The sequence below is a fragment of the Pedobacter sp. Leaf250 genome, assembly GCF_920984735.1.
GTDB lineage: Bacteria > Bacteroidota > Bacteroidia > Sphingobacteriales > Sphingobacteriaceae > Pedobacter.
Map to the genome: position 1 here is coordinate 188,992 of NZ_CAKLBU010000004.1, position 19,835 is coordinate 208,826.

Sequence of the window (19,835 nt, forward strand, 5' to 3'; positions counted from 1 at the left end):
CATTTAAAACTTCATTTTTTGAATTCTAACTGCATTCAATATAGCCAGCAAAGCAACACCAACATCGGCAAAAACGGCTTCCCACATAGTAGCCAAGCCACCCGCTCCCAAAATTAAAACAAGTGCTTTTACGGCAAAGGCTAGAACAATATTTTGAATAACCACGCTTTTGGTTGCCTTACCAATTTTAATCGCGGTTGCAATTTTCGAAGGTTGGTCGGTTTGAATCACTACATCTGCTGTTTCGATGGCGGCATCGCTACCCATTGCACCCATTGCAATTCCGATATCGCTTATGGCCAAAACCGGAGTATCGTTTATCCCGTCGCCCACAAAAGCCACCACTTTGCTTTTATCTTTTTTAATCTCTTCGAGTTTTGTCACTTTATCTTCTGGTAGCAAATCGCCGAAATAAGAATCGATTCCTAAAATCCCCGCAACTTTTTTCACAATAGAAGTTTTATCGCCACTTAGCATCACCACTTGTTTTACGCCATTGGCATGCAGTTGATTTATCGCGTCGGTTGCGTCCTCTTTTATTTCATCGGCAATTAAAACATAACCAACATATTTCCCATCAACCGCTACAACCACAATACTTTCTTCTATATCTTTTATTTTAACATCGAAATCAATTTTAAATTTTTCTAAAAGCTTAACATTTCCAGCAAGAACTTCTTTGCCATTCACGGTTCCTTTCAAACCCATTCCCGCGATTTCTTCAATGTTTTCTGCAGGATGTACTTCTTTTTCTCCAACATGCGCAACAATGGCTTTTGCAATTGGATGCGTAGATTTTGCCTCAACCGCAGCAAGCAAATTCAAAAATTCGCTTTCATCAATGCTACTTTCTATTTTTTGAACCTTAAAAACACCTTTTGTAAGTGTTCCAGTTTTATCCATTACCACCACATTCAGCTTGGTAATTAAATCCAGAAAGTTAGAGCCTTTAAACAAAATTCCGTGTGATGATGCAGCACCGATTCCACCGAAATAACCCAGCGGAATGGAAATTACCAAAGCGCAGGGACAGGAAATTACCAGAAAAACCAAAGAACGGTATAACCAGGTTTGGAAATGATAGTCGTTCCCTAAAAATAAAATTGGCAAGGTAACCAAGGCCAATGCTAAAAAGAAAACGATTGGCGTATAAACTTTTGCAAACTTTCGGATAAACAATTCCGTTTTTGCCTTACGCGTGGTGGCATTCTGAACCATCTCCAAAATGCGTGAAAGTGCGCTATCGGCAAAAGCTTTCGTAACTTTTATCTCAATCACTTTATCTAAATTTAGCATTCCTGCTAAAACATTTTCGCCTTTATTAATGGTTTTTGGCTTACTCTCACCAGTTAATGCCGCTGTGTTAAAACTGCTTTTTTCGGATAACATTTTGCCATCCAACGGAATTTTTTCACCAGCCTTAATTTGAATGGTTTCTCCAATTTCTACTTTCTCCGGGTTTACACTTTCGTATTTGCCATTTCTCAAAACATAGGCTTCATCAGCACGAACATCAAGCAAAGCAGAAATATTTCTTTTCGCCCGGTTAACCGCAGCCATTTGAAAAAGTTCGCCAATGGTATAAAAAAGCATTACTGTTACGCCTTCGGGATATTCGCCAATGGCAAAAGCACCAATGGTTGCGATAGACATCAACGAAAACTCGGTAAAAAAGTCTTTAGCTTTGAAGGTTTCCCATACTTCTTTTAAAACCGGAATTCCTACTGGCAAATAAGCTACGATATACCAGTACGGACGAATAGATTTAAAAGCTTCTACCTTAAAAATATTATCGAAAGCAATGCCAATAAGCAGCATGCTTAGAGTAACTATTGCAGGCAAGTAAGTTTTAAATGCTGATGGATCGCCACCATGGTCGTGGTCGTGCTCGTCGCCATCTTCGTGCTGATGTTCATGTTGGTGTTGGTGCGCCTTAGTGCTGCAACAGCTATCTTCTTTATCGTGCGAATGACTCATTTATTTATTATTTTCTATTGAAAGCAATACCTGCCGGCTTAGGTTTCTTTGCTCCCGCCATCGCTGCAAATCCTCGGCCAAAGAAAAATTGGCCTTCGGGTTTTACGCTTTGTTGGGTTTAGGTGGCTTAAATAGTAGTACTATCAAAAGTAAGTTAAACCCGATTGCCGCGAAAACCAAAAGCCTTTTCTGCTTTTGTTGTAGCAAAAAGCGGGGCTAAATATTCCGATAAAATACTAACCGTTCTTTTCCAAATCCTGTAAAGCTACACATGCAATCTCTCAAAAATAATGCTTTATTCTGATTCATTCTTAATAATGAAAATTATTACAACCACACAATAAATTATGTTAAAAAATGTTAATAGTGTAATAAGATTCAAAAATCATGAAATCCCTAAAATTCCATTTCTCGCCAGCTGAATTTATTAGACGCCTCGGTTTAGCAAAAATTTACTATTGGTTTAACAAGTAATATTCTTGGTATATTAACCTACTATTAATTAGTATTTCCTAAATTTCGCTGTTATAACTAACTTAATTAAGCGAATGAAATACCAAAATTTGAAAAGATACTTCGCGGCACTGGGCATAGTTGCTGCCGGCTTTTCTGCAAATGCACAAACCACCAAAAAATTTATCGACCCTGCAAACATGGATTTATCTGTTAAGCCGGGCGATGATTTCTACACTTACGCAAGTGGTACATGGATTAAAAACAATCCTGTTCCAGCTAAAGAAACCCGTTGGGGATCTTTTAATGAACTTCGCGATTTCAACATTAATGCGGTAAAATCTCTGGTAGAAGAAGCTGCTGCTGATAAATCGGCACCTGCCGGATCGGTAAAACGCCGTGTTGGAGATTTCTTTGCTGCAGCAATGGATACTGTAGCGATTGAAAAATTAGGCTACACGCCTATCAAAGCTGATTTAGAAAAAATTAAGCAGATAAAAGATATTCAAGGTGTTTTAGACCAGGTGGCTTATATGCGTGTAAGCGGAATTGGCAGCCCAATGTTTGGTTTGGGTGTAGGCCAGGATCGTAAAAACGTAAATAAATACATGGTAAATATTGGTCAGGGTGGTACAACTTTGCCAGATCGTGATTATTATTTAAAAGACGATGCCCGCAGTGTGAAAATTCGTGAGGCATATAATACATACATCACTACTTTATTTTCTTTAACCGGAAGTACTGCGGAAGAAGCTAAACAAAAGGCAGCAACTGTTTTCAAAATTGAAAAGCAATTTGCAGAAGCACAAATGAGCCGTTTGGAAATGCGTGATCCTTATGCAACCTACAACAAACTTACTGTGGGTGAATTGAGTAGTAAAACGCCAGGAATTAACTGGGCAACTTATTTAACGAAATTCAAAATTAAAGGTCAGGATACGTTATTGGTTTCTTCTCCGAAATTTATGAGCAGCCTTGATGGCATGTTGAAATCGGTTTCGGTAGCTGATTGGAAAACTTACTTAGAATGGAACGTATTAAAAAGTTCAGCAGGCAGCTTAAGTTCTCCTTTTGTTAAGGCAAGTTTTGCTTTTACACAGGCACAAACTGGACAAAAAGTTCAAACACCTCGTTGGCAGCGCATGTCATCGTTAACAGATGGCACTATTGGCGAATTGCTAGGTCAATTATATGTAGCTAAATATTTTAAACCTGAAGCGAAAGCACGCATGGACGCCATGATTGTTAACCTGCGCAAAGCTTTTGAAATCAGAATTAAAGGTTTAGAATGGATGAGCGATGAAACCAAGAAAAAAGCTTTGGAAAAACTTGCTGCCTTCGAACCAAAAGTGGGTTATACCACAAAATGGGAAACTTATACAGGCTTAAACATCAACAAGGCTACATATTTTCAAAATTTGCGTAATGCAAGCGTTTGGGGTTACAATGAAAATGTTGGTAGATTAGGTAAACCGGTAGACCGTACCAAATTCGGTATGACGCCACCAACGGTAAATGCTTCTTACAGCCCAACGATGAATTCGATTACGTTCCCTGCAGGAATTTTGCAATTCCCTTTCTTTGATCCAAATGCAGATGATGCCTTAAATTATGGTGGAATTGGTGCAGTAATCGGCCATGAAATGAGCCATGGTTTCGATGATAGTGGTAGCCAGTATGATGCAAAAGGTAATTTAAAAAACTGGTGGACAGCTGAAGACCGTAAAAAGTTTGAAGAAAAAACCAAAGCTTTGGGCGAGCAATTTGATGCTTACACCGTTTTGGATACGGTTCATGTAATTGGCAAATTAACAATGGGTGAAAACATAGGCGATTTAGGCGGATTAAATGCAGCTTACACGGCTTTTAAAATGACTAAACAAGGTCAGAGCAATGAGAAAATTGATGGTTTTACGCCAGACCAACGTTTCTTCTTGGCTTGGGCACAAGTTTGGAGAGGTAATATTTTACCAGAAAGCGCAGCCCAGTTAATTAAAACTGACCCGCACTCTCCAGGCCCGTACCGTACCATTGGTGCCCCTGTTAATATGGATGCATGGTACACCGCATTCGATGTAAAACCTGGTGATAAATTATATAAAAAACCGGAAGACAGAATTAGAATGTGGTAGTTATGAAGTTGAGGCTTTAAAAATTTAGGGCGAAAGGTCTGATTTAAATCTTCGAATTTCAAAAACATAATTTAAACGTCCCGAAAAAATCGGGACGTTTTTTTTTGATCAAATTAAACACCAGCATTTCGAAAATTCTTAATTATCATTCTATCTTTGAAAAACATAAGCGGTCAATCATGAAAAGCATTTTTAAAACTTTTATTGCTCTTACTTTAACCTTATTCTCTTTAACAACATTTGCGCAGGATAATTTAATAAGTTTAGATGCGCTAATTAATAAAACTGATCCGGCATGGCCATTGGTAAAAAAATGGATTGATTCAGCAAAAAACAAAGTTGAAATTTTACCTGTAGATTCTGCCAAAGCAAAACAAACATTATATAATGCCCAGGTTTCTACATATGCAACCCTGGGTTCGGTAATTTACAATACCGGTGGAATTATGGTTGACAATGGATGGATTAGAATTCTAGGATCGGGAAGTGAACGTTTAAGCAGAGACATTGCTACCTGGAACAAAGAAAAAACGATTAAAGAATACGGTGATAAAATTCCTTATCTGCTAATCGCCGATGATGCCATTGGAGGTTTTTTTGCGATTAATTATGGCGGTTTGGGTCCGGATATTAAAAATGTTTACTACTTAGAGCCGAATACTTTAACCTGGCAACCGCTTGGAGCAGGTTATGGCGAATTTTTAGTTTTTTGCTTTGATAGCGATCTGAATAAATTCTACAAAGGTTTACGCTGGAGCACCTGGAGTCAATTTATCGGTAATCTTGATGGAACCAAAACTTACAGTTTCCGACCCTACTTATGGGAAAAAGATACTGATATTGAAAAGTGCGCCAGAAAGCTTGTAGACATTGAAGCCATGTATCGTTTCAATATTCTAAAATCGAAAGAGCTTAATGCCGATGCCGGGATTAAAAAAGATGATTCTAAACAGTAAAAATATTCTTACAACTTATTAAGTTAAATTAAAGAGTCAGGCATATTTTGATTGTGTTTTCTTTGGCAGTTTAGCCAATACCAATGATCTGGATTCCGCTACTCTAGCTTTTAATTCTTTATCATTTAAAACATCAAGATTTTGTACTTGAATCCATTGTCGTTTAGCCAAATGGTAAGCTTGTGCAATTCCATCTCTGGCTGTTAAAGCATCAAACTCATCCGGATTACATTTGATAGAAAAGCTACTTCCAGTATCAACATCTGCAATAACAAATATTTTTTCTTCTATCATAAAACATAAATGATCCCATTTCATGCCTTCGGTTGTGCCCGGCAGACTTAAACAATATTCTCTGAAAGATTCGATATCCATTTAGGGTTTAGGGTTTAGGGTTTAGGGTTTAGGGTTTAGGGTTTAGGGTTTAGGGTTTAGGGTTTAGGGTTTAGGGTTTAGGGTAAACAATGCCTAATTTTATTATGTTTGCACCAATTATAATTCTAAAACGAAAATAGTAATTCTTCACAAGAATCTTAAAATCCCATCATCTTATTAATCCTGGTCAAAACCCCTTTGCAAATGAATATTATTACTCCAACGGCCGATGGTTCTAACACACTTTACAACGAAACCATCGGAGAACATTACCATAGCAAACACGGCGCTTTACAAGAAAGCAAACATGTATTTATTGATGCAGGATTAAAATTCTCATCTGAAGGTAAATCTGAAATTTCGGTTTTGGAAGTAGGTTTTGGAACGGGCTTAAACTTTATTTTGAGTTTCGAATATTGCACTGAAAATAACATTAAGCTAAATTATACCAGTATCGAAGCCTTTCCACTCACTATTGAAGTAATTAATCAAACGGGTTATTCAAAATATGTTTCATCAGAAATCTGGGGTGATTTTATTGCTAGTTATGATAAAAGTTTAAACGCTAATCAAACTTTATCCTCACTTTGCGATCTTGAAATTCCGCATACCACACTTGCAGATTTTAATACCTATAAGCAATTTGATTTGATTTATTACGATGCTTTTTCAGTACAACACCAGCCCGAAATGTGGAGCGATGAAATAATAGCGCATGCCTGCAGTTTCCTGAAACCTGGCGGAACATTTGTAACCTACGCCATTACAGGCAAACTTAAGCGAGCAGTTAAAGCCAATGGCTTTACCATTGAAAAACTTCCGGGAGCACCTGGTAAAAGAGAAATGTTAAGGGCGGTAAAGGCATTAGATTAACAGTTAATGGAATCTTATACGCTATGCCGGGAAAACTTACATAGTAGCTAAAACTAGTGTATTTAAACCCGGGTGTAGCGGCACCCTTTTAACAATAATCATGGGCTTCAGCGAAAGATAGTTAAAAGGTATAGCGAAACACGGGACTGACGCAAAGATGGAACAGTGAGTTGCTTTCCAAACTTTTTTAATTATTTCTGACAAAAAACATACTGCTTGTAAAAAACCAGGCTTTACTTTGAATTGTTAAACCATGAATAAATTTCATATCATGGAAAAACGAATTTTAGGGAAAACAGATTTAAATATTGCGCCCATTGTATTTGGAGGAAACGTTTTCGGTTGGACAATCGACGAACAAAAATCATTTGAAATATTAGATCACTTTGTTGAAAGTGGCTTCAACTTTATCGATACTGCTGATGTTTATTCGCGGTGGGTACCCGGAAACAAAGGCGGCGAATCAGAAATCATTATTGGTAATTGGCTAAAAAAAAACAATAAGCGACAGGAAGTAATTATTGCAACCAAAGTTGGTTCAGATATGGGCAGCGGCAAATCGCTTAGAAAAGATTATATCATTAACGCTGTTGAACATTCATTATCCAGACTGCAAACCGATTATATCGATTTATATTTTTCTCACTTCGATGATGAAGTAACGCCCGTTGATGAAACTTTGAGCGCTTACGAAACGCTGATTAAGGATGGAAAAATCAGATGGATTGGTGCTTCGAACTTTTCTGCCGATCGGTTAAGGGAGTCGTTAATCTATTCAACAAAAAACAACCTGCCTCGCTACGAGGTGTGCCAACCAGGCTACAATTTATTCGATCGCGAAGAATTTGAAAAGGAACATGAAAAAATTTGCACCGATTACGGCCTGGGCGTTGTAACCTACTATTCACTGGCAAGCGGTTTTTTAACAGGAAAATACCGCAGCGAGGATGATTTAAATAAAAGTCAGCGTGGTGGTGGCGTAAAGAAATTTTTAAATGAAAGAGGTTTTAAAATTTTAGCTGCGCTTGATGAAGTTTCAGCAAAATACGGTGTAGAGCAAGCTTCTGTAGCATTGGCGTGGTTAATTTATCATCCATCCGTTACCGCTCCAATTGCAAGTGTTACTGATATAAGTCAGCTGAAATCTTTTACCGAGGCTGCCAATTTAAAATTATCTTCTGAAGATATTTCACTTTTAGATAAAGCAAGCATCTATTAAAATAATCCATTATATTTAAATGCCCGATTAAATGAAACAATTAATCGGGCATTTTGTATTTAACAGGATTAAAATACCATGAGAGAAAAACTTACCTTCCTGCCAAAGTTAGCGCTTGTACTTTTTTGTTTAATTAGCCTAACATATATTGCCATTTTAGGGCATTCGCTTTTAGCGCCATTACTCTTCTCATTCTTAATGGCCATCCTCTTGCTTCCCGTAGGCAATTTTTTAGAACGGCGTTTTAATTTTAAGAGAAGTTTATCTACCATTTTTGCCGTAATACTGATGATTGCTGTAATCGGAGGAATTGTTTATTTCTTCGGAAATCAATTGAGTGATTTGTGGGCTGATTGGCCATTGTTAAAAGAAAAAGCCAATGTTTCCTACCATGAATTGCAAAAGTGGATCTCAACTACGTTCCACGTAAATACCGAAAAGCAATTAGCCTATTTAAATGATAGTACTGAAAAAGCATTGGCCACAAGTGCAACCATTGTTGCTACCACCTTAGCTACATTGTCTTCTACCCTATTATTTTTAGGTTTTACGCTACTTTTCACTTTCTTCATTTTAAATTACCGAAGAGTTCTTTTTACTTTCTTAACGTCTGTTTTCAAAGAAGAGCACAAAGCGAAGGTTACAGAAATTGTTAGTCAGATTCAGTATATCATTAAAAAATACATCATCGGTTTATTTTTACAAATGTTGATAGTTACTGTTTTGATGATTGCCATTTTAAGTTTGCTCGGTGTAAAATATGCTGTTTTATTAGGTCTAGTGGCTGGTATCTTCAACGTAGTACCATATCTGGGTATATTTTTCGCACTGTTGGTGAGTTGCTTAATTACTTTTGCCACTGCTGGCGCTGGAAAAGTTTTACTTGTTTTGGTTGCCTTTATAGGGGTACATGCCATTGATGGAAATATTCTTATGCCTTTGGTAGTAGGCTCTAAAGTAAAAATCAATGCACTTTTTGCCTTCATTGGTATTGTAGTTGGCGAAATGATTTGGGGCATTTCGGGTATGTTTTTATGTATTCCGTATTTAGCCATGCTTAAGATTATATTCGACAGGGTGGATACGCTTAAACCTTGGGGCATTTTGATGGGCGAAGAGCATAAACCTGATAAAAAGAAACGTGTATACCGAATCACAAAAAAGATTAAATTAGAGGAAAAAGATTAGAATGCCCGAAAATAGATCGCCTCATATTTTAAGTACTTCAGCCAATTTATTGGGAATTTGCTTCATCGTATTAACTTCTTTAAAAAAACTAAACCTGGTCGATGATTCGATAATCGATGAGTTTGCAGTAGTAGCCGTAATGCTTTTCATGACCAGTTGCATACTCTCCTTTATTTCAATGAGAAGGGAAAGAAATGAGAGCCAAAAATTAGAGAAAATAGCCGATATTGTATTTTTATCTGGTTTGGTAGTGCTTTTTGTTGCAACAATTTTAATTGCTTTTAATTTGATAAAATAGACCTCTCCTATTATTCCTCTCTCCTTAAAATGGAGGCGAAAAGCAGAAAGAACCAAAAAGCAGATTTAAGATTGGCTTCAATCAGCGAATCATTGTTTCCCTCTTCAATGAGATTGACTGCACAATAGAAAAATTATGATTAGGTTAAGGTTTCGGAAAGCAATCAACAAACATTTGTTATCGTTATTCCTGCTTTCCGCTAAATCTTTTGGTGATTATTTACATAAAAACGAATGTAAGTAGAGCCAAAAGTATACCGCTACAAGCAGGTTTATTAAACTTGGGTAAGTGTAAGGAAAACAAATTTTTGGTAAAGCTTTTCACATCATTCCGTTTTAAGTTAACAACTCGTACTTTAGCATTTAATAAATAATAAAACATGCCGAACAATCCGATTCCTGCAACTGGAAATAATCCTGCCGATGCTTTTAACCGTTTACTTACTGTTTTAGATACCTTACGCACTCAATGTCCGTGGGATAAAAAGCAAACCATGGAAACCCTGCGCCATTTAACCATCGAAGAAACTTACGAGCTAAGCGATGCCATTTTAGAGGGCGATTTGGATGAGATTAAAAAGGAACTTGGCGATGTAATGATGCACCTGGTTTTTTATTCCAGAATTGCTTCGGAAACCAATGATTTCAATATTGTTGATGTTTTAAATGGCGTTTGCGATAAGCTGGTTAACCGCCATCCGCATATTTACGGTGATGTTGAAATACAAGATGAGGAAGATGTTAAACGCAACTGGGAACAAATCAAATTAAAAGAGGGTAACAAATCCGTTTTAGCAGGCGTTCCAGGTTCTTTGCCAGCATTAGTTAAGGCTTCCCGTATTCAAGAGAAAGCTCGTGGAGTTGGTTTCGACTGGGAGGATAAAAATCAGGTTTGGGAAAAAGTTGAAGAGGAATTACAGGAATTTAAAGCAGAGTTTAACGTGGCTGATAATACTGCAATTGATATAGAAAAGGCCGAATCTGAGTTTGGTGATGTGCTATTTTCATTGATCAACTATGCCCGTTTCATTAATATCAATCCCGAAAATGCTTTGGAGAAAACCAACAAAAAGTTTATCAAGCGATTTCAATATCTGGAAAACAAAGCCAAAGAAAATGGTAAGGCATTGGCTGATATGACCCTTAGTGAAATGGACATTTATTGGAACGAAGCGAAGAAATTATAAACATGACTGCTGAAGAAAATCAATCGCCAAGAAATCTGGTTAATATCATTACTTTTAATGTTAGGGCAACAAAAACCGTTGGCGATGAGGGCATTATACCATGGATAAATATTGCTCGTGCAAACGAAGAAATTTTAAATTTAGTCGATGCAAACGAAACGGTAATTAAGGAACAAACAGTAGTGATTTCGATCGACTATCCGTTTGAAAATCGTGGAACATATTGGTTAACATCAGATATTGGTTATACCAGGGCAGGACTTTTAATCGCCATTAGAGATATATTTTTAGAACTTTCTAAAAAGCAAGGTATCAATATTGATGCTTTGGATTTGGTTGCCTTAGATGTTTATAAAACAGATTCGGGCATGTTAGAAGTTACTTTAGATATTGATCTTTAGTAAAAAATACCATCAACATAATACCATTTGCCATCTTCTAATTTGAAATTAGATTTTTCATGCAGTACTTCTGTTTGAAATTTATTGTTCAGATAAAAAGCTTTAAATTCTACAGTATCAAATGTTGCTGAAACAATTTCAAGCTTCAGCCATTTGGTATTCCTGGCGCTTTTTAAATAAGCATCTTTTGAACTTCCTTTGCGTTTGCTTACATGTGTGGTTTCAGCAAGATAATCTCCGTCAGCAACCACAAATGCGGAATACCTGGAACGCATTAATGCTTCGGCAGTTGTTGCAATTTGGATTTTTAAATGGTATGGCCGACAGCAATTTTCATATTGCAAACCTGTTCCGCAGGGACAAATCATTTTTTAGTATTTTTTTCAAAGGAACAAATTTAGGATTAAATATTTCCTCTGCTAAAATTTGCGTAAAATTGCAGTCGAAAAATGAGGTATTTCTTTCACATCGCATATCAGGGTCAGTATTTTAGTGGATGGCAAAAACAGCCCGGTGTAAAAAGTGTTCAAGAAGTTATTGAGCAAACATTATCTAAAATATTAAAGGTTCCAATGGCCATCAATGGTTGCGGAAGAACGGATGCACATGTTCATGCCAGTCAGTTTTTCTTTCATGCAGACATTGAAAATCCAATTGACTTCGATTTACTTTATATTCTAAATAAAGCACTTCCATATAATATTGCTGTTTTCGACATTATCAAAATGGAGGGCAAGCCTCATGCCCGTTTCGATGCCGTTCAACGTAAATATGATTATTTTGTTCACACCTACAAAGATCCTTTTTTTAGCACTCAAAGTTCTTTTTATCAGTTTAACAACCTCAATTTCGATAAGATGAAGGCTGTGGTAAAGTTATTGCCTCAATATAAAGATTATCGGGCTTTCTGTACACATCCAGATAAATACGAACACACCATTTGCAATGTGATGGAAGCCGATTTATTTGTGAACCCAAAGGGAGATCGATTTAGATTTCACATTGCAAGCAACCGGTTTTTAGGCAAAATGATCCGCATCACCATGGGTAAAATTTTAATGGTTGGTAAAAATGAATTAAGTGTAGATGAATTTGAAAATGATCTGATTACCCTTCAGGCTTCAAAATTATCTCTACCAGCACATCCCACAGGATTGTATTTATCTAAGGTTACTTATCCTTATTTAAACCTCGAACCAAGAACTGAATTTATTAGCGCAGCACAGGGTACTGAGTGGATTTCAGTTTAGTTGTAGCATTTCTATTAGGAGCTTCGTTTTATTAGAAAATCAAATTCAAACATTATGAAAATCTTTAGCATCATTCTCTACTTTACACTATTAACCGCATTTGGTTGCAAAAAGAAAAATCTTGAAAACCAAGAAAATACAGAGTTCACATTGAACAAACCGCAGGTAATTAATTCGGCAACATTTACTGTTACCAATATTACTGATAACCGTTGCCCTATAAATGCTGATTGCATTACTGCTGGTAAAGCTGAAACCTTTATTACCGTAAAATTAAAAGGAGAAACCAAAGATTTCATTTTATGCATTGGCGGCGATTGCAATATGGCAGGCATAGCGGATCAACAAACTTTTAGCATATCAAATGTTAATTATACGGTTAAATTAATTGAAGTTAACCCTTACAACAATTTCGAAAAAGCCACTACACCGAAAACGCTGAAATTGAAGATAATAAAAATGTAATTTTCGATTAAAAAAAACCCTCTTTACGTTTTAAACTCAAAGAGGGTTTCATTTATTTAAAGTCCCCTTCAGGGGATTTAGGGGTTAAGCATCAATCTTCGCATACTTTGCATTACGCTCGATAAATTCTCTACGTGGAGCAACCTCATCGCCCATTAACATAGAGAAAGTATGGTCGCATTCTGCAGCGCTTTCAATTGTAGCTTGTAATAAAGTACGTGTAGCTGGATTAAGGGTAGTATCCCAAAGTTGTTCAGCATTCATTTCACCCAAACCTTTGTAGCGTTGAATATGTACACTATCCTCTTTACCATTACCTTTAATCCGTTGTACAGCCGCATCGCGTTGTACATCATTCCAGCAGTATTCAAATTCCTTACCTTTTTTAACCTGATAAAGTGGTGGCGATGCAATATAAACATAACCTGCCTCAATCAATGCCCTCATATAACGGTAGAAGAAAGTTAAAATTAAGGTAGTAATGTGCGAACCATCAATATCCGCATCCGTCATGATTACGATTTTGTGGTAACGAAGTTTCGTCATGTTCAAAGCCTTATCATCTTCGGGTGTACCGATACTTACGCCAATGGCAGTAAACATATTCTTAATCTCGTCGTTCTCGTAGATTTTATGCTCCATTGCTTTTTCCACATTCAAAATCTTACCTTTTAAAGGTAAAATCGCCTGAATATTTCGATCACGACCTTGCTTCGCTGTACCACCTGCCGAGTCTCCCTCTACCAGATAAATTTCGCATTTTTCAGGATCACTGTCAGAGCAATCTGCAAGTTTACCTGGCAAGCCAGAACCACCCATTACACTCTTGCGCTGAACCATTTCACGAGCCTTACGGGCCGCGGCACGAGCTGTAGCTGCCAAAATAACCTTGTTAACAATCATTTTAGCTTCCTTTGGATTTTCCTCCAAATAAGCACCCAATGCCTCACCAACTGCAATATCAACCGCTCCCATTACTTCGGTATTACCAAGTTTTGTTTTGGTTTGACCTTCAAATTGGGGCTCTTGAACTTTAACAGAAACTACAGCAGTTAAACCTTCTCTAAAGTCATCACCAGTAATTTCCATTTTCAGGTTTTTCAGCAACCCAGATTTATCAGCATAACTCTTTAACGTTCGTGTTAAACCTCTACGGAAACCTGCAATGTGCGTTCCACCCTCGTGTGTATTAATGTTATTTACATAAGAGTGAACATTTTCAGAATAACTGTCGTTATATTGAAAAGCCAACTCAACAGGAACTCCGTTTTTAATACCATCAATGTATATCGGTTCAGGTAAGAACGATGCTCTTGTACCATCTAAAAAAGTAACAAACTCTTTTAATCCACCTTCTGATTGGAATACTTCTGATAAAAATGAACCATCCTCTAAAGTTTCACGTTCATCGGTAAGCGTTAATTTTATGCCTTTGTTAAGAAAAGCCAATTCGCGTAAACGACTGGCCAGCGTATCGTATTTGTATTCTGTTGTTTGTGTAAAAATGGTAGCATCCGGACTAAAAGTTACAATCGTACCACGTTTATCGGTCGTTCCAACCTCTTTAACATCATACTGCGGAACACCAATTTTGTACTCCTGCATCCAGATTTTTCCTTCGCGATGTACCTCAGCCTTTAAATCGGTAGATAATGCATTTACGCAACTTACCCCAACACCGTGTAAACCACCAGAAACTTTGTAAGTATCCTTATCAAATTTACCACCTGCGTGTAAAACCGTCATAACGATTTCAAGCGCCGATTTATTTTCTTTCTTATTAATACCGGTTGGAATTCCACGACCGTTATCTTCAACCCTAATCGAGTTTCCTTCTAAAATCCTAACGTCAATTGTATCTGCGTGACCGGCCAAAGCCTCATCAATCGAGTTATCTACAACCTCGTAAACCAAATGGTGCAAACCTTTTACACCAGTATCACCTATATACATCGAAGGGCGCTTACGCACCGCTTCCAAACCTTCTAAAACCTGTATATTATCTGCCGAATAATTTGACTTTAAATCTTGTTCTTCGCTCATATTTTATTTAAAACTATAATCATCAAAAATACGCATTTTTTGGTACATAAACTAATATGTGGATAAGTTTTAGCTTGTTGAAACATCCGAGATTTAATGCCTTTAAAGCGGTTTAAATAGGCTTTTGAAAAGCAAACCTGTGTTTTGCTGATGCGTTAGTATTGCTTTTTATTCCTCCCATGAAATCGGAATCCATTTCAATCGGGTTTAATCTTCAAAAAGCATGGTTCTTTTGCTGATTTGCACCCTACAACCGCCAATTTTAGTACAACTTTTGCCAGCTAAACCCGAAATTAGCGGAAATACTTTTTGCTGTTATAAACCCTGAAATTGCTGTTATGCTGAGGAACGAAGCATTGCAACCAATGAAACAGATGCTTCGTTCCTCAGCAGGACAAAACCCCAGCAAAAAGATTGCAGCAATTAGCGGGAACAAACCTAAAAATGGAATACTATCATTGCTTTCCCAATAATATTCAATGGTTAAACTTCGTTAAACAAAATTATAAACGATTAGGATTGAAAAGTTTATGAACGAAAACAATTATTGCATACTTAATTATCATTTTTATCTTTGCTGAAATTTATTAAACAATAATGGAAAGAAGAACCTTTAAAACCTTTGGTTTATTTGCAACAGCTGCCTTAATTACAGCATTTTCTGCATGTCAAAACAAAGACGCTAAAACAACTGAAACAAAAAAAACAGATAGCACCACAGCAGCAGTAGCGCCAAGCGAAAAAATTGTTTACGTGAACTCTGATTCGTTATTAACCAAATACGAATATTTCAAAGATTTAAAAGTAAAATTTGAAGGTAAAACCAAAAATGCTCAGGCAGATATGCAGGCAAAAGGTCAGGCTTTTCAAAGAGAATTGGCTCAATACCAACAATCTGCACAAACTTTATCAGCCGATCAACGTAAATCTACCGAAGAGCGTTTAGGCCGTAAACAACAAGAATTGCAAGCTTACCAACAAAATGCAGGTGCAGCATTACAAAATGAGCAGGCTGCCGAAAACGAAAAACTTTATGATAAAGTGGCCGATTATTTGAAAGGTTATGCGAAAGAAAAAGGTTATAAAATGGTTTTAACTTATTCTAAAGGCAATAGCGCAATTTTATTTGCTGATGAAACTTTAGATGTAACATCAGAAGTGATTAAAGGTCTGAATGCGCAATACACCAAAAAATAAATACTAATTAAAAATACGAATGAATGCCTCGTTAATCGGGGCATTTTTTTTGCTCTAAATTTTACTATGGAGAACAATACAAGACATGAAGAATTTATGCGCATGGCCATCGCCTTATCGGTACAAAATGTTACTGAAAGTATTGGTGGTCCATTTGGCGCTATAATTGTTAAAGATGGGGAATTTGTTGCGGGATCGGCAAATAAGGTAACTTCTAGCAATGATCCTACTGCACACGCAGAGGTTTCGGCAATTCGTTTGGCCTGCAAAGAATTAAACACTTTCGATTTAAGTGGCTGTGTGGTTTACACCAGTTGCGAGCCTTGCCCAATGTGTTTGGGAGCCATTTATTGGGCTCGGATTGAAACCATTTATTATGCCAACACTAAAGTTGATGCTGAAAATATTGGCTTTAGCGATAAATTTATTTACGATGAACTGGATAAGCCTATGGAAAAACGGACCTTACCAGTTGTGCAAATGATGCGGGATGAAGCAATGGAAGCATTTAAATTGTGGGGCAACTCTGCAATGAGAATTGATTATTAATAAGAAGGGTTCAGCAATTAAACTGAACCCTTTCTATATTATTTACTATTTTCTTTTGGCAGCAATAAACTTACCATCGAATCTATTTCTTTTACCACGCCATCATCTGAACCCGAAAAGCCAACAGCTTTAAACCTGATATTTCCCTCACCATCAATAATAAATTTTGTCGGAATACCTTCCACTTTGTATGCGCTAACCACGTCGAATTTAGATGGATCTTTAGCATTTTTAGTATCATATAAAATATTAAAATTTAATTTCTTCTCTGCTACAAAATCAGTAACTACCTTTTCTCTGTTATCTTCATTCTGCCAGGTATTAACAAACAAGAATACTACATTCGGGTTGCTCGAATATTTAGCCAGTGCCTTTTGCATTCCAGGGAAAGATGCCACACATGGCCCACACCAGGTTGCCCAATAATCTAGAATAACTACTTTACCCTTAAAATCGGCAAGACTTACTTTTTCACCTTTTAAATTTACCAACGAAAATGCTGGTGCTGGTAAACTGATCATTTTTTTCGTCCATTCTGCTTTTGATTTTTCTAAAGCCAATTTCTCCAGATTTGCGATGTAAGTTTCATAAGTTCCAGGTTTTTTTAATTTACCATAAAGCATTCTAAATTCTGTTTTTAAAGAATCAGATGCCTTTCCATCCTTAATTAACTTCTCTGCTTCAACATATGCTTTCTCATCTTGTCCATTTTTAATTAGATAAGTTACCAAACGCCCTGATCCATCAGGCGAAGGACCTGATAATGCTATTGCTTTTTCTTGGAGTGATAATGCTTCCTTAAAATTACCTTGATGATATTGCAATAATGCATAAGTATCGGCATACATGCCCCAGGTTTTATCCAATGCTTTTAAATATTCATCTTTGGTATTGTAAAAAACGGGCTTCTCTTCATTTTTTGCTTGATCTACCAAATCCAATGATTCTTTGGAAAGTTTTGTGGCAAGGGCCAGGTTTTCATTTTTTTCTGCCGATGGCCATGCAAATGAATTATATAAACCAGCTCTTGAAAGTTTGCTATCAATTTGATTGGCATAAAGCTCAAACTTATCAAAACTCTTAGCCTTGATTGCGGCTCCGGCTAAAATGTTGCTAATGGAATTCAGTTTATTTTTATCAGCCTTTTTTGCAGGATCAAGTTTATACTTTGCCAACATTTCGGTTGCCTTTTGCTCCTGTTGTGCAAAATCTTTTGTAGCATACAATGCATTCATATCCTGACCAAAAGCATAATTACCTGTAGAAAACTTACTTAAGGTAATGGCTTTTACAGAATCTGCCTGTGCTTTTTGCTTCAGCAAATTATATAAACCAATAGAAGCAACTAAATCTTCTTCCTTTGGATCTTTAACTTTGGCTAAGCTTAAAATATTTTCTTTAATCAATTTCGTTCCGATTTCTTTATCTGCCTTATATTCCATAGAAAGATAGGAATTCAAGTTTTTCTTTCTTAATTCGGGTTTTAAAGCAAAAGCTTGTTTGTAAAGTGATGCTGCTTTTTCTGGATCAAGTGTTAAACCTAAATAGTAGTTACCGGCCAAACCATACAAAAAAGCCTCGTTAATATAAGTTTCAGGCGTAATTTTTCCGGCTTTAGTGTATGGCAGCACATAACCTGCAGGCGCTTCATCTTTCTGATCGCCAGACGAAAACGCCAATCCTACCAAAGTTGTACTATCAGGAGCGTTAATTTCTCCTTTGTATACATCGCCATCTTTAATCAAATCGATTTTACCGGCTTTTGGATTTGCTGTGGAGAAGAAGGTATAACTTGAGCATTTAATATCGGTTAGGTTTTGCAAATTCGTACCCTTTGGTTGATAGATAAAGGTCACTTTGCTGCCCGCGACAGGTTTTTCGGGAGAAAATTTTACCCCTTGTGCGCTTACAGTTACCGCAGAAATCACAAATAGAAAGAGAAATTTTAAGGTTTTCATAATGAATGATTTAAATGAGAATTGAGATAACTAAATGTATAGTTTAAATTTCAAAAAATCAATAATTAATTAAAAAAATAAGGAACAATTTTTGTACTCAATCAGAATATGAATTACGAACAAAAAATAACAAGTGAGGTTGATTTCTGGAAGTTTAAAATTTTGCAAAAGCCATCGCTATTAAACAAGGTTACTGATTCTGTTCAGAAAAAAATCAATAGTTATATTCCTGATAAAATTCACAGCGCCATTACCACTGCAATAAAACAAATGGTAAAAGCGGTATTGTTTGGTTCTACTTTTACAACAGCCAAACCACTTACCCATTTAACCCTGATGCATCGCGAAGCATTGATTAAGCAAAAAATTGAAAGTTATAAAAAAACCGGTGCAGCTGAAGGTGGAATAACCGGTGCCGGTGGTTTCTTAATGAGCTTAGCCGATTTCCCTTTGTTGCTTGGCATTAAAATGAAAATGCTTTTTGATATTGCTGCCGTTTATGGTTACGATGTTAAAGATTACCGCGAACGTTTGTTTATCCTTCACATTTTCCAATTGGCATTTTCGAGCAAAGAAGAAAGCCAGAATGTTTTTGTTAAAATGCAAGATTGGGATAATAAAGCACATCAACTTCCAACCAATATAGATGAGTTTGATTGGCTGACTTTTCAGCAGCAGTACAGAGATTATATTGATTTAGCAAAGCTTGCACAAATGCTGCCCTTTGTTGGTGCGGCAGTTGGTGCGGTTGCCAATTATAAATTGATAGATAAACTTGGAAAAACGGCCATGATGAGCTACCGGATGCGCTACTTTAGTTTGCAATATGCAAGTATCACTACCGATGAACCTTGTAACCGAATGCTTGGAAACTAATTAATCCTCCTCCTCGAATAAACCGCTAATCAAATCGTCTGTTTCTCTTCTATCTTTTTTGGTCGGACGGCCTGTACCGCGGTCTCTCTTCAAATTAGGAGAATGAAATGCTGATTTAAATGCATGCGTTTCTTCAACTGGTGTTAAATCTTTGTATTTGGTTAAGGCTGTTGGAGAATCGGTTCTATTGTACGAAAATTCTATAACCTCTATTATTTTTTTTTCTATTCCTTTTGATACCTGATAAACATCACCAATTTTTACGATGGAAGATGGCTTTATATTTTGCCCCTTTAATTTCACGCGACCAGCTTTGCAGGCATCAGTAGCCAAACTCCGGGTTTTAAAAAGCCTGATTGCCCACAAATATTTGTCAATTCTTAATTTTTCTGCTTCTGCCATAAAAGTCAAAAATAGGTTAAATTGATGAATTGTTAAA

19 protein-coding genes are annotated in these 19,835 nt (G+C 36.7%); 13 read left to right on the top strand and 6 right to left on the bottom strand.

Going from position 1 to position 19,835, the window contains the following annotated elements; translation table 11 throughout:
- Positions 1-3: 3 nt before the first annotated feature.
- Positions 4-1,977, bottom strand: a complete 1,974-nt coding sequence (locus tag LUA91_RS05270; protein ID WP_231424981.1) for a heavy metal translocating P-type ATPase — start codon at positions 1,975-1,977, stop codon at positions 4-6.
- Positions 1,978-2,525: 548 nt separating this feature from the next.
- Here LUA91_RS05270 and LUA91_RS05275 point away from each other — a divergent pair.
- Positions 2,526-4,562, top strand: coding sequence for a M13 family metallopeptidase (locus LUA91_RS05275; RefSeq protein ID WP_231424982.1), 2,037 nt, complete (start codon positions 2,526-2,528; stop codon positions 4,560-4,562).
- Between the two features lie 179 nt (positions 4,563-4,741).
- Positions 4,742-5,518 (top strand): DUF2625 family protein, encoded by a 777-nt coding sequence (locus LUA91_RS05280; RefSeq protein ID WP_231424983.1) that lies wholly within the window; start codon positions 4,742-4,744, stop codon positions 5,516-5,518.
- Between the two features lie 36 nt (positions 5,519-5,554).
- Here LUA91_RS05280 and LUA91_RS05285 read toward each other — a convergent pair whose 3' ends face one another.
- Positions 5,555-5,893: an MmcQ/YjbR family DNA-binding protein gene (locus LUA91_RS05285; RefSeq protein WP_231424984.1), complete on the bottom strand. Its 339-nt coding sequence runs from the start codon at positions 5,891-5,893 to the stop codon at positions 5,555-5,557.
- Positions 5,894-6,097: 204 nt separating this feature from the next.
- On the opposite strand from LUA91_RS05285, the gene mnmD reads away from it, so the two are divergent.
- From mnmD to LUA91_RS05315, 6 genes are all read left to right on the top strand, one after another.
- Positions 6,098-6,766, top strand: coding sequence for a tRNA (5-methylaminomethyl-2-thiouridine)(34)-methyltransferase MnmD (mnmD, locus tag LUA91_RS05290; protein WP_231424985.1), 669 nt, complete (start codon positions 6,098-6,100; stop codon positions 6,764-6,766).
- 271 nt (positions 6,767-7,037) lie between these two features.
- A complete protein-coding gene (locus tag LUA91_RS05295; RefSeq protein WP_231424986.1) occupies positions 7,038-7,985 on the top strand; it encodes an aldo/keto reductase in 948 nt (315 codons plus the stop codon).
- A 78-nt stretch (positions 7,986-8,063) separates the two neighbouring features.
- Entirely contained in the window at positions 8,064-9,173 is a 1,110-nt protein-coding gene (locus tag LUA91_RS05300) for an AI-2E family transporter (RefSeq protein ID WP_231424987.1), read from the top strand.
- Between the two features lies 1 nt (position 9,174).
- A complete protein-coding gene (locus LUA91_RS05305) occupies positions 9,175-9,471 on the top strand; it encodes a hypothetical protein (protein ID WP_231424988.1) in 297 nt (98 codons plus the stop codon).
- Positions 9,472-9,850: 379 nt separating this feature from the next.
- The gene (gene mazG, locus LUA91_RS05310; protein WP_231424989.1) at positions 9,851-10,657 is read left to right on the top strand and encodes a nucleoside triphosphate pyrophosphohydrolase; all 807 of its coding nucleotides are present in this window, start codon (positions 9,851-9,853) and stop codon (positions 10,655-10,657) included.
- A 2-nt stretch (positions 10,658-10,659) separates the two neighbouring features.
- Positions 10,660-11,058, top strand: coding sequence for a hypothetical protein (locus LUA91_RS05315; protein ID WP_231424990.1), 399 nt, complete (start codon positions 10,660-10,662; stop codon positions 11,056-11,058).
- Here LUA91_RS05315 and LUA91_RS05320 read toward each other — a convergent pair.
- The gene (locus LUA91_RS05320) at positions 11,055-11,426 is read right to left on the bottom strand and encodes a YchJ family protein (protein WP_231424991.1); all 372 of its coding nucleotides are present in this window, start codon (positions 11,424-11,426) and stop codon (positions 11,055-11,057) included. The genes LUA91_RS05315 and LUA91_RS05320 overlap by 4 nt on opposite strands.
- An 81-nt stretch (positions 11,427-11,507) precedes the next feature.
- Between LUA91_RS05320 and LUA91_RS05325 the strand changes: the two genes are divergently transcribed.
- Both LUA91_RS05325 and LUA91_RS05330 read left to right on the top strand, forming a co-directional pair.
- Positions 11,508-12,308 (top strand): tRNA pseudouridine(38-40) synthase TruA, encoded by an 801-nt coding sequence (locus LUA91_RS05325; RefSeq protein WP_231424992.1) that lies wholly within the window; start codon positions 11,508-11,510, stop codon positions 12,306-12,308.
- Positions 12,309-12,362: 54 nt separating this feature from the next.
- Positions 12,363-12,773: a hypothetical protein gene (locus tag LUA91_RS05330; protein ID WP_231424993.1), complete on the top strand. Its 411-nt coding sequence runs from the start codon at positions 12,363-12,365 to the stop codon at positions 12,771-12,773.
- Between the two features lie 84 nt (positions 12,774-12,857).
- On the opposite strand, the gene gyrB is transcribed toward LUA91_RS05330, so the two are convergent.
- Complete coding sequence (gyrB, locus tag LUA91_RS05335) at positions 12,858-14,816, bottom strand: DNA topoisomerase (ATP-hydrolyzing) subunit B (RefSeq protein WP_231424994.1); 1,959 nt, start codon at positions 14,814-14,816, stop codon at positions 12,858-12,860.
- A gap of 597 nt (positions 14,817-15,413) precedes the next feature.
- Here gyrB and LUA91_RS05340 point away from each other — a divergent pair.
- Positions 15,414-16,013, top strand: coding sequence for an OmpH family outer membrane protein (locus LUA91_RS05340; RefSeq protein WP_231424995.1), 600 nt, complete (start codon positions 15,414-15,416; stop codon positions 16,011-16,013).
- Positions 16,014-16,079: 66 nt separating this feature from the next.
- The gene (locus tag LUA91_RS05345; RefSeq protein WP_231424996.1) at positions 16,080-16,562 is read left to right on the top strand and encodes a nucleoside deaminase; all 483 of its coding nucleotides are present in this window, start codon (positions 16,080-16,082) and stop codon (positions 16,560-16,562) included.
- Positions 16,563-16,600: 38 nt separating this feature from the next.
- Here the strand turns inward: LUA91_RS05345 and LUA91_RS05350 are convergent, their stop codons facing one another.
- Complete coding sequence (locus LUA91_RS05350) at positions 16,601-18,520, bottom strand: redoxin domain-containing protein (protein WP_231424997.1); 1,920 nt, start codon at positions 18,518-18,520, stop codon at positions 16,601-16,603.
- Between the two features lie 108 nt (positions 18,521-18,628).
- Here LUA91_RS05350 and LUA91_RS05355 point away from each other — a divergent pair, with 108 nt between their 5' ends.
- The gene (locus LUA91_RS05355; protein WP_231424998.1) at positions 18,629-19,396 is read left to right on the top strand and encodes an EcsC family protein; all 768 of its coding nucleotides are present in this window, start codon (positions 18,629-18,631) and stop codon (positions 19,394-19,396) included.
- Here LUA91_RS05355 and LUA91_RS05360 read toward each other — a convergent pair whose 3' ends face one another.
- Positions 19,397-19,798, bottom strand: coding sequence for an RNA-binding S4 domain-containing protein (locus tag LUA91_RS05360; protein ID WP_231424999.1), 402 nt, complete (start codon positions 19,796-19,798; stop codon positions 19,397-19,399).
- Positions 19,799-19,835 lie beyond the last annotated feature (37 nt).

Bases quoted from the DNA above. Each gene is read 5' to 3' on its own strand.
- LUA91_RS05350 (WP_231424997.1), bottom strand. From the start codon at position 18,520: ATGAAAACCTTAAAATTTCTCTTTCTATTTGTGATTTCTGCGGTAACT.
- gyrB (WP_231424994.1), bottom strand. From the start codon at position 14,816: ATGAGCGAAGAACAAGATTTAAAGTCAAATTATTCGGCAGATAATATA.
- LUA91_RS05275 (WP_231424982.1), top strand. From the start codon at position 2,526: ATGAAATACCAAAATTTGAAAAGATACTTCGCGGCACTGGGCATAGTT.
- LUA91_RS05325 (WP_231424992.1), top strand. From the start codon at position 11,508: ATGAGGTATTTCTTTCACATCGCATATCAGGGTCAGTATTTTAGTGGA.
- LUA91_RS05345 (WP_231424996.1), top strand. From the start codon at position 16,080: ATGGAGAACAATACAAGACATGAAGAATTTATGCGCATGGCCATCGCC.
- LUA91_RS05295 (WP_231424986.1), top strand. From the start codon at position 7,038: ATGGAAAAACGAATTTTAGGGAAAACAGATTTAAATATTGCGCCCATT.
- LUA91_RS05300 (WP_231424987.1), top strand. From the start codon at position 8,064: ATGAGAGAAAAACTTACCTTCCTGCCAAAGTTAGCGCTTGTACTTTTT.
- LUA91_RS05280 (WP_231424983.1), top strand. From the start codon at position 4,742: ATGAAAAGCATTTTTAAAACTTTTATTGCTCTTACTTTAACCTTATTC.
- LUA91_RS05355 (WP_231424998.1), top strand. From the start codon at position 18,629: ATGAATTACGAACAAAAAATAACAAGTGAGGTTGATTTCTGGAAGTTT.
- LUA91_RS05315 (WP_231424990.1), top strand. From the start codon at position 10,660: ATGACTGCTGAAGAAAATCAATCGCCAAGAAATCTGGTTAATATCATT.
- LUA91_RS05320 (WP_231424991.1), bottom strand. From the start codon at position 11,426: ATGATTTGTCCCTGCGGAACAGGTTTGCAATATGAAAATTGCTGTCGG.
- mazG (WP_231424989.1), top strand. From the start codon at position 9,851: ATGCCGAACAATCCGATTCCTGCAACTGGAAATAATCCTGCCGATGCT.
- LUA91_RS05360 (WP_231424999.1), bottom strand. From the start codon at position 19,798: ATGGCAGAAGCAGAAAAATTAAGAATTGACAAATATTTGTGGGCAATC.
- LUA91_RS05270 (WP_231424981.1), bottom strand. From the start codon at position 1,977: ATGAGTCATTCGCACGATAAAGAAGATAGCTGTTGCAGCACTAAGGCG.
- LUA91_RS05305 (WP_231424988.1), top strand. From the start codon at position 9,175: ATGCCCGAAAATAGATCGCCTCATATTTTAAGTACTTCAGCCAATTTA.
- LUA91_RS05285 (WP_231424984.1), bottom strand. From the start codon at position 5,893: ATGGATATCGAATCTTTCAGAGAATATTGTTTAAGTCTGCCGGGCACA.
- LUA91_RS05340 (WP_231424995.1), top strand. From the start codon at position 15,414: ATGGAAAGAAGAACCTTTAAAACCTTTGGTTTATTTGCAACAGCTGCC.
- LUA91_RS05330 (WP_231424993.1), top strand. From the start codon at position 12,363: ATGAAAATCTTTAGCATCATTCTCTACTTTACACTATTAACCGCATTT.
- mnmD (WP_231424985.1), top strand. From the start codon at position 6,098: ATGAATATTATTACTCCAACGGCCGATGGTTCTAACACACTTTACAAC.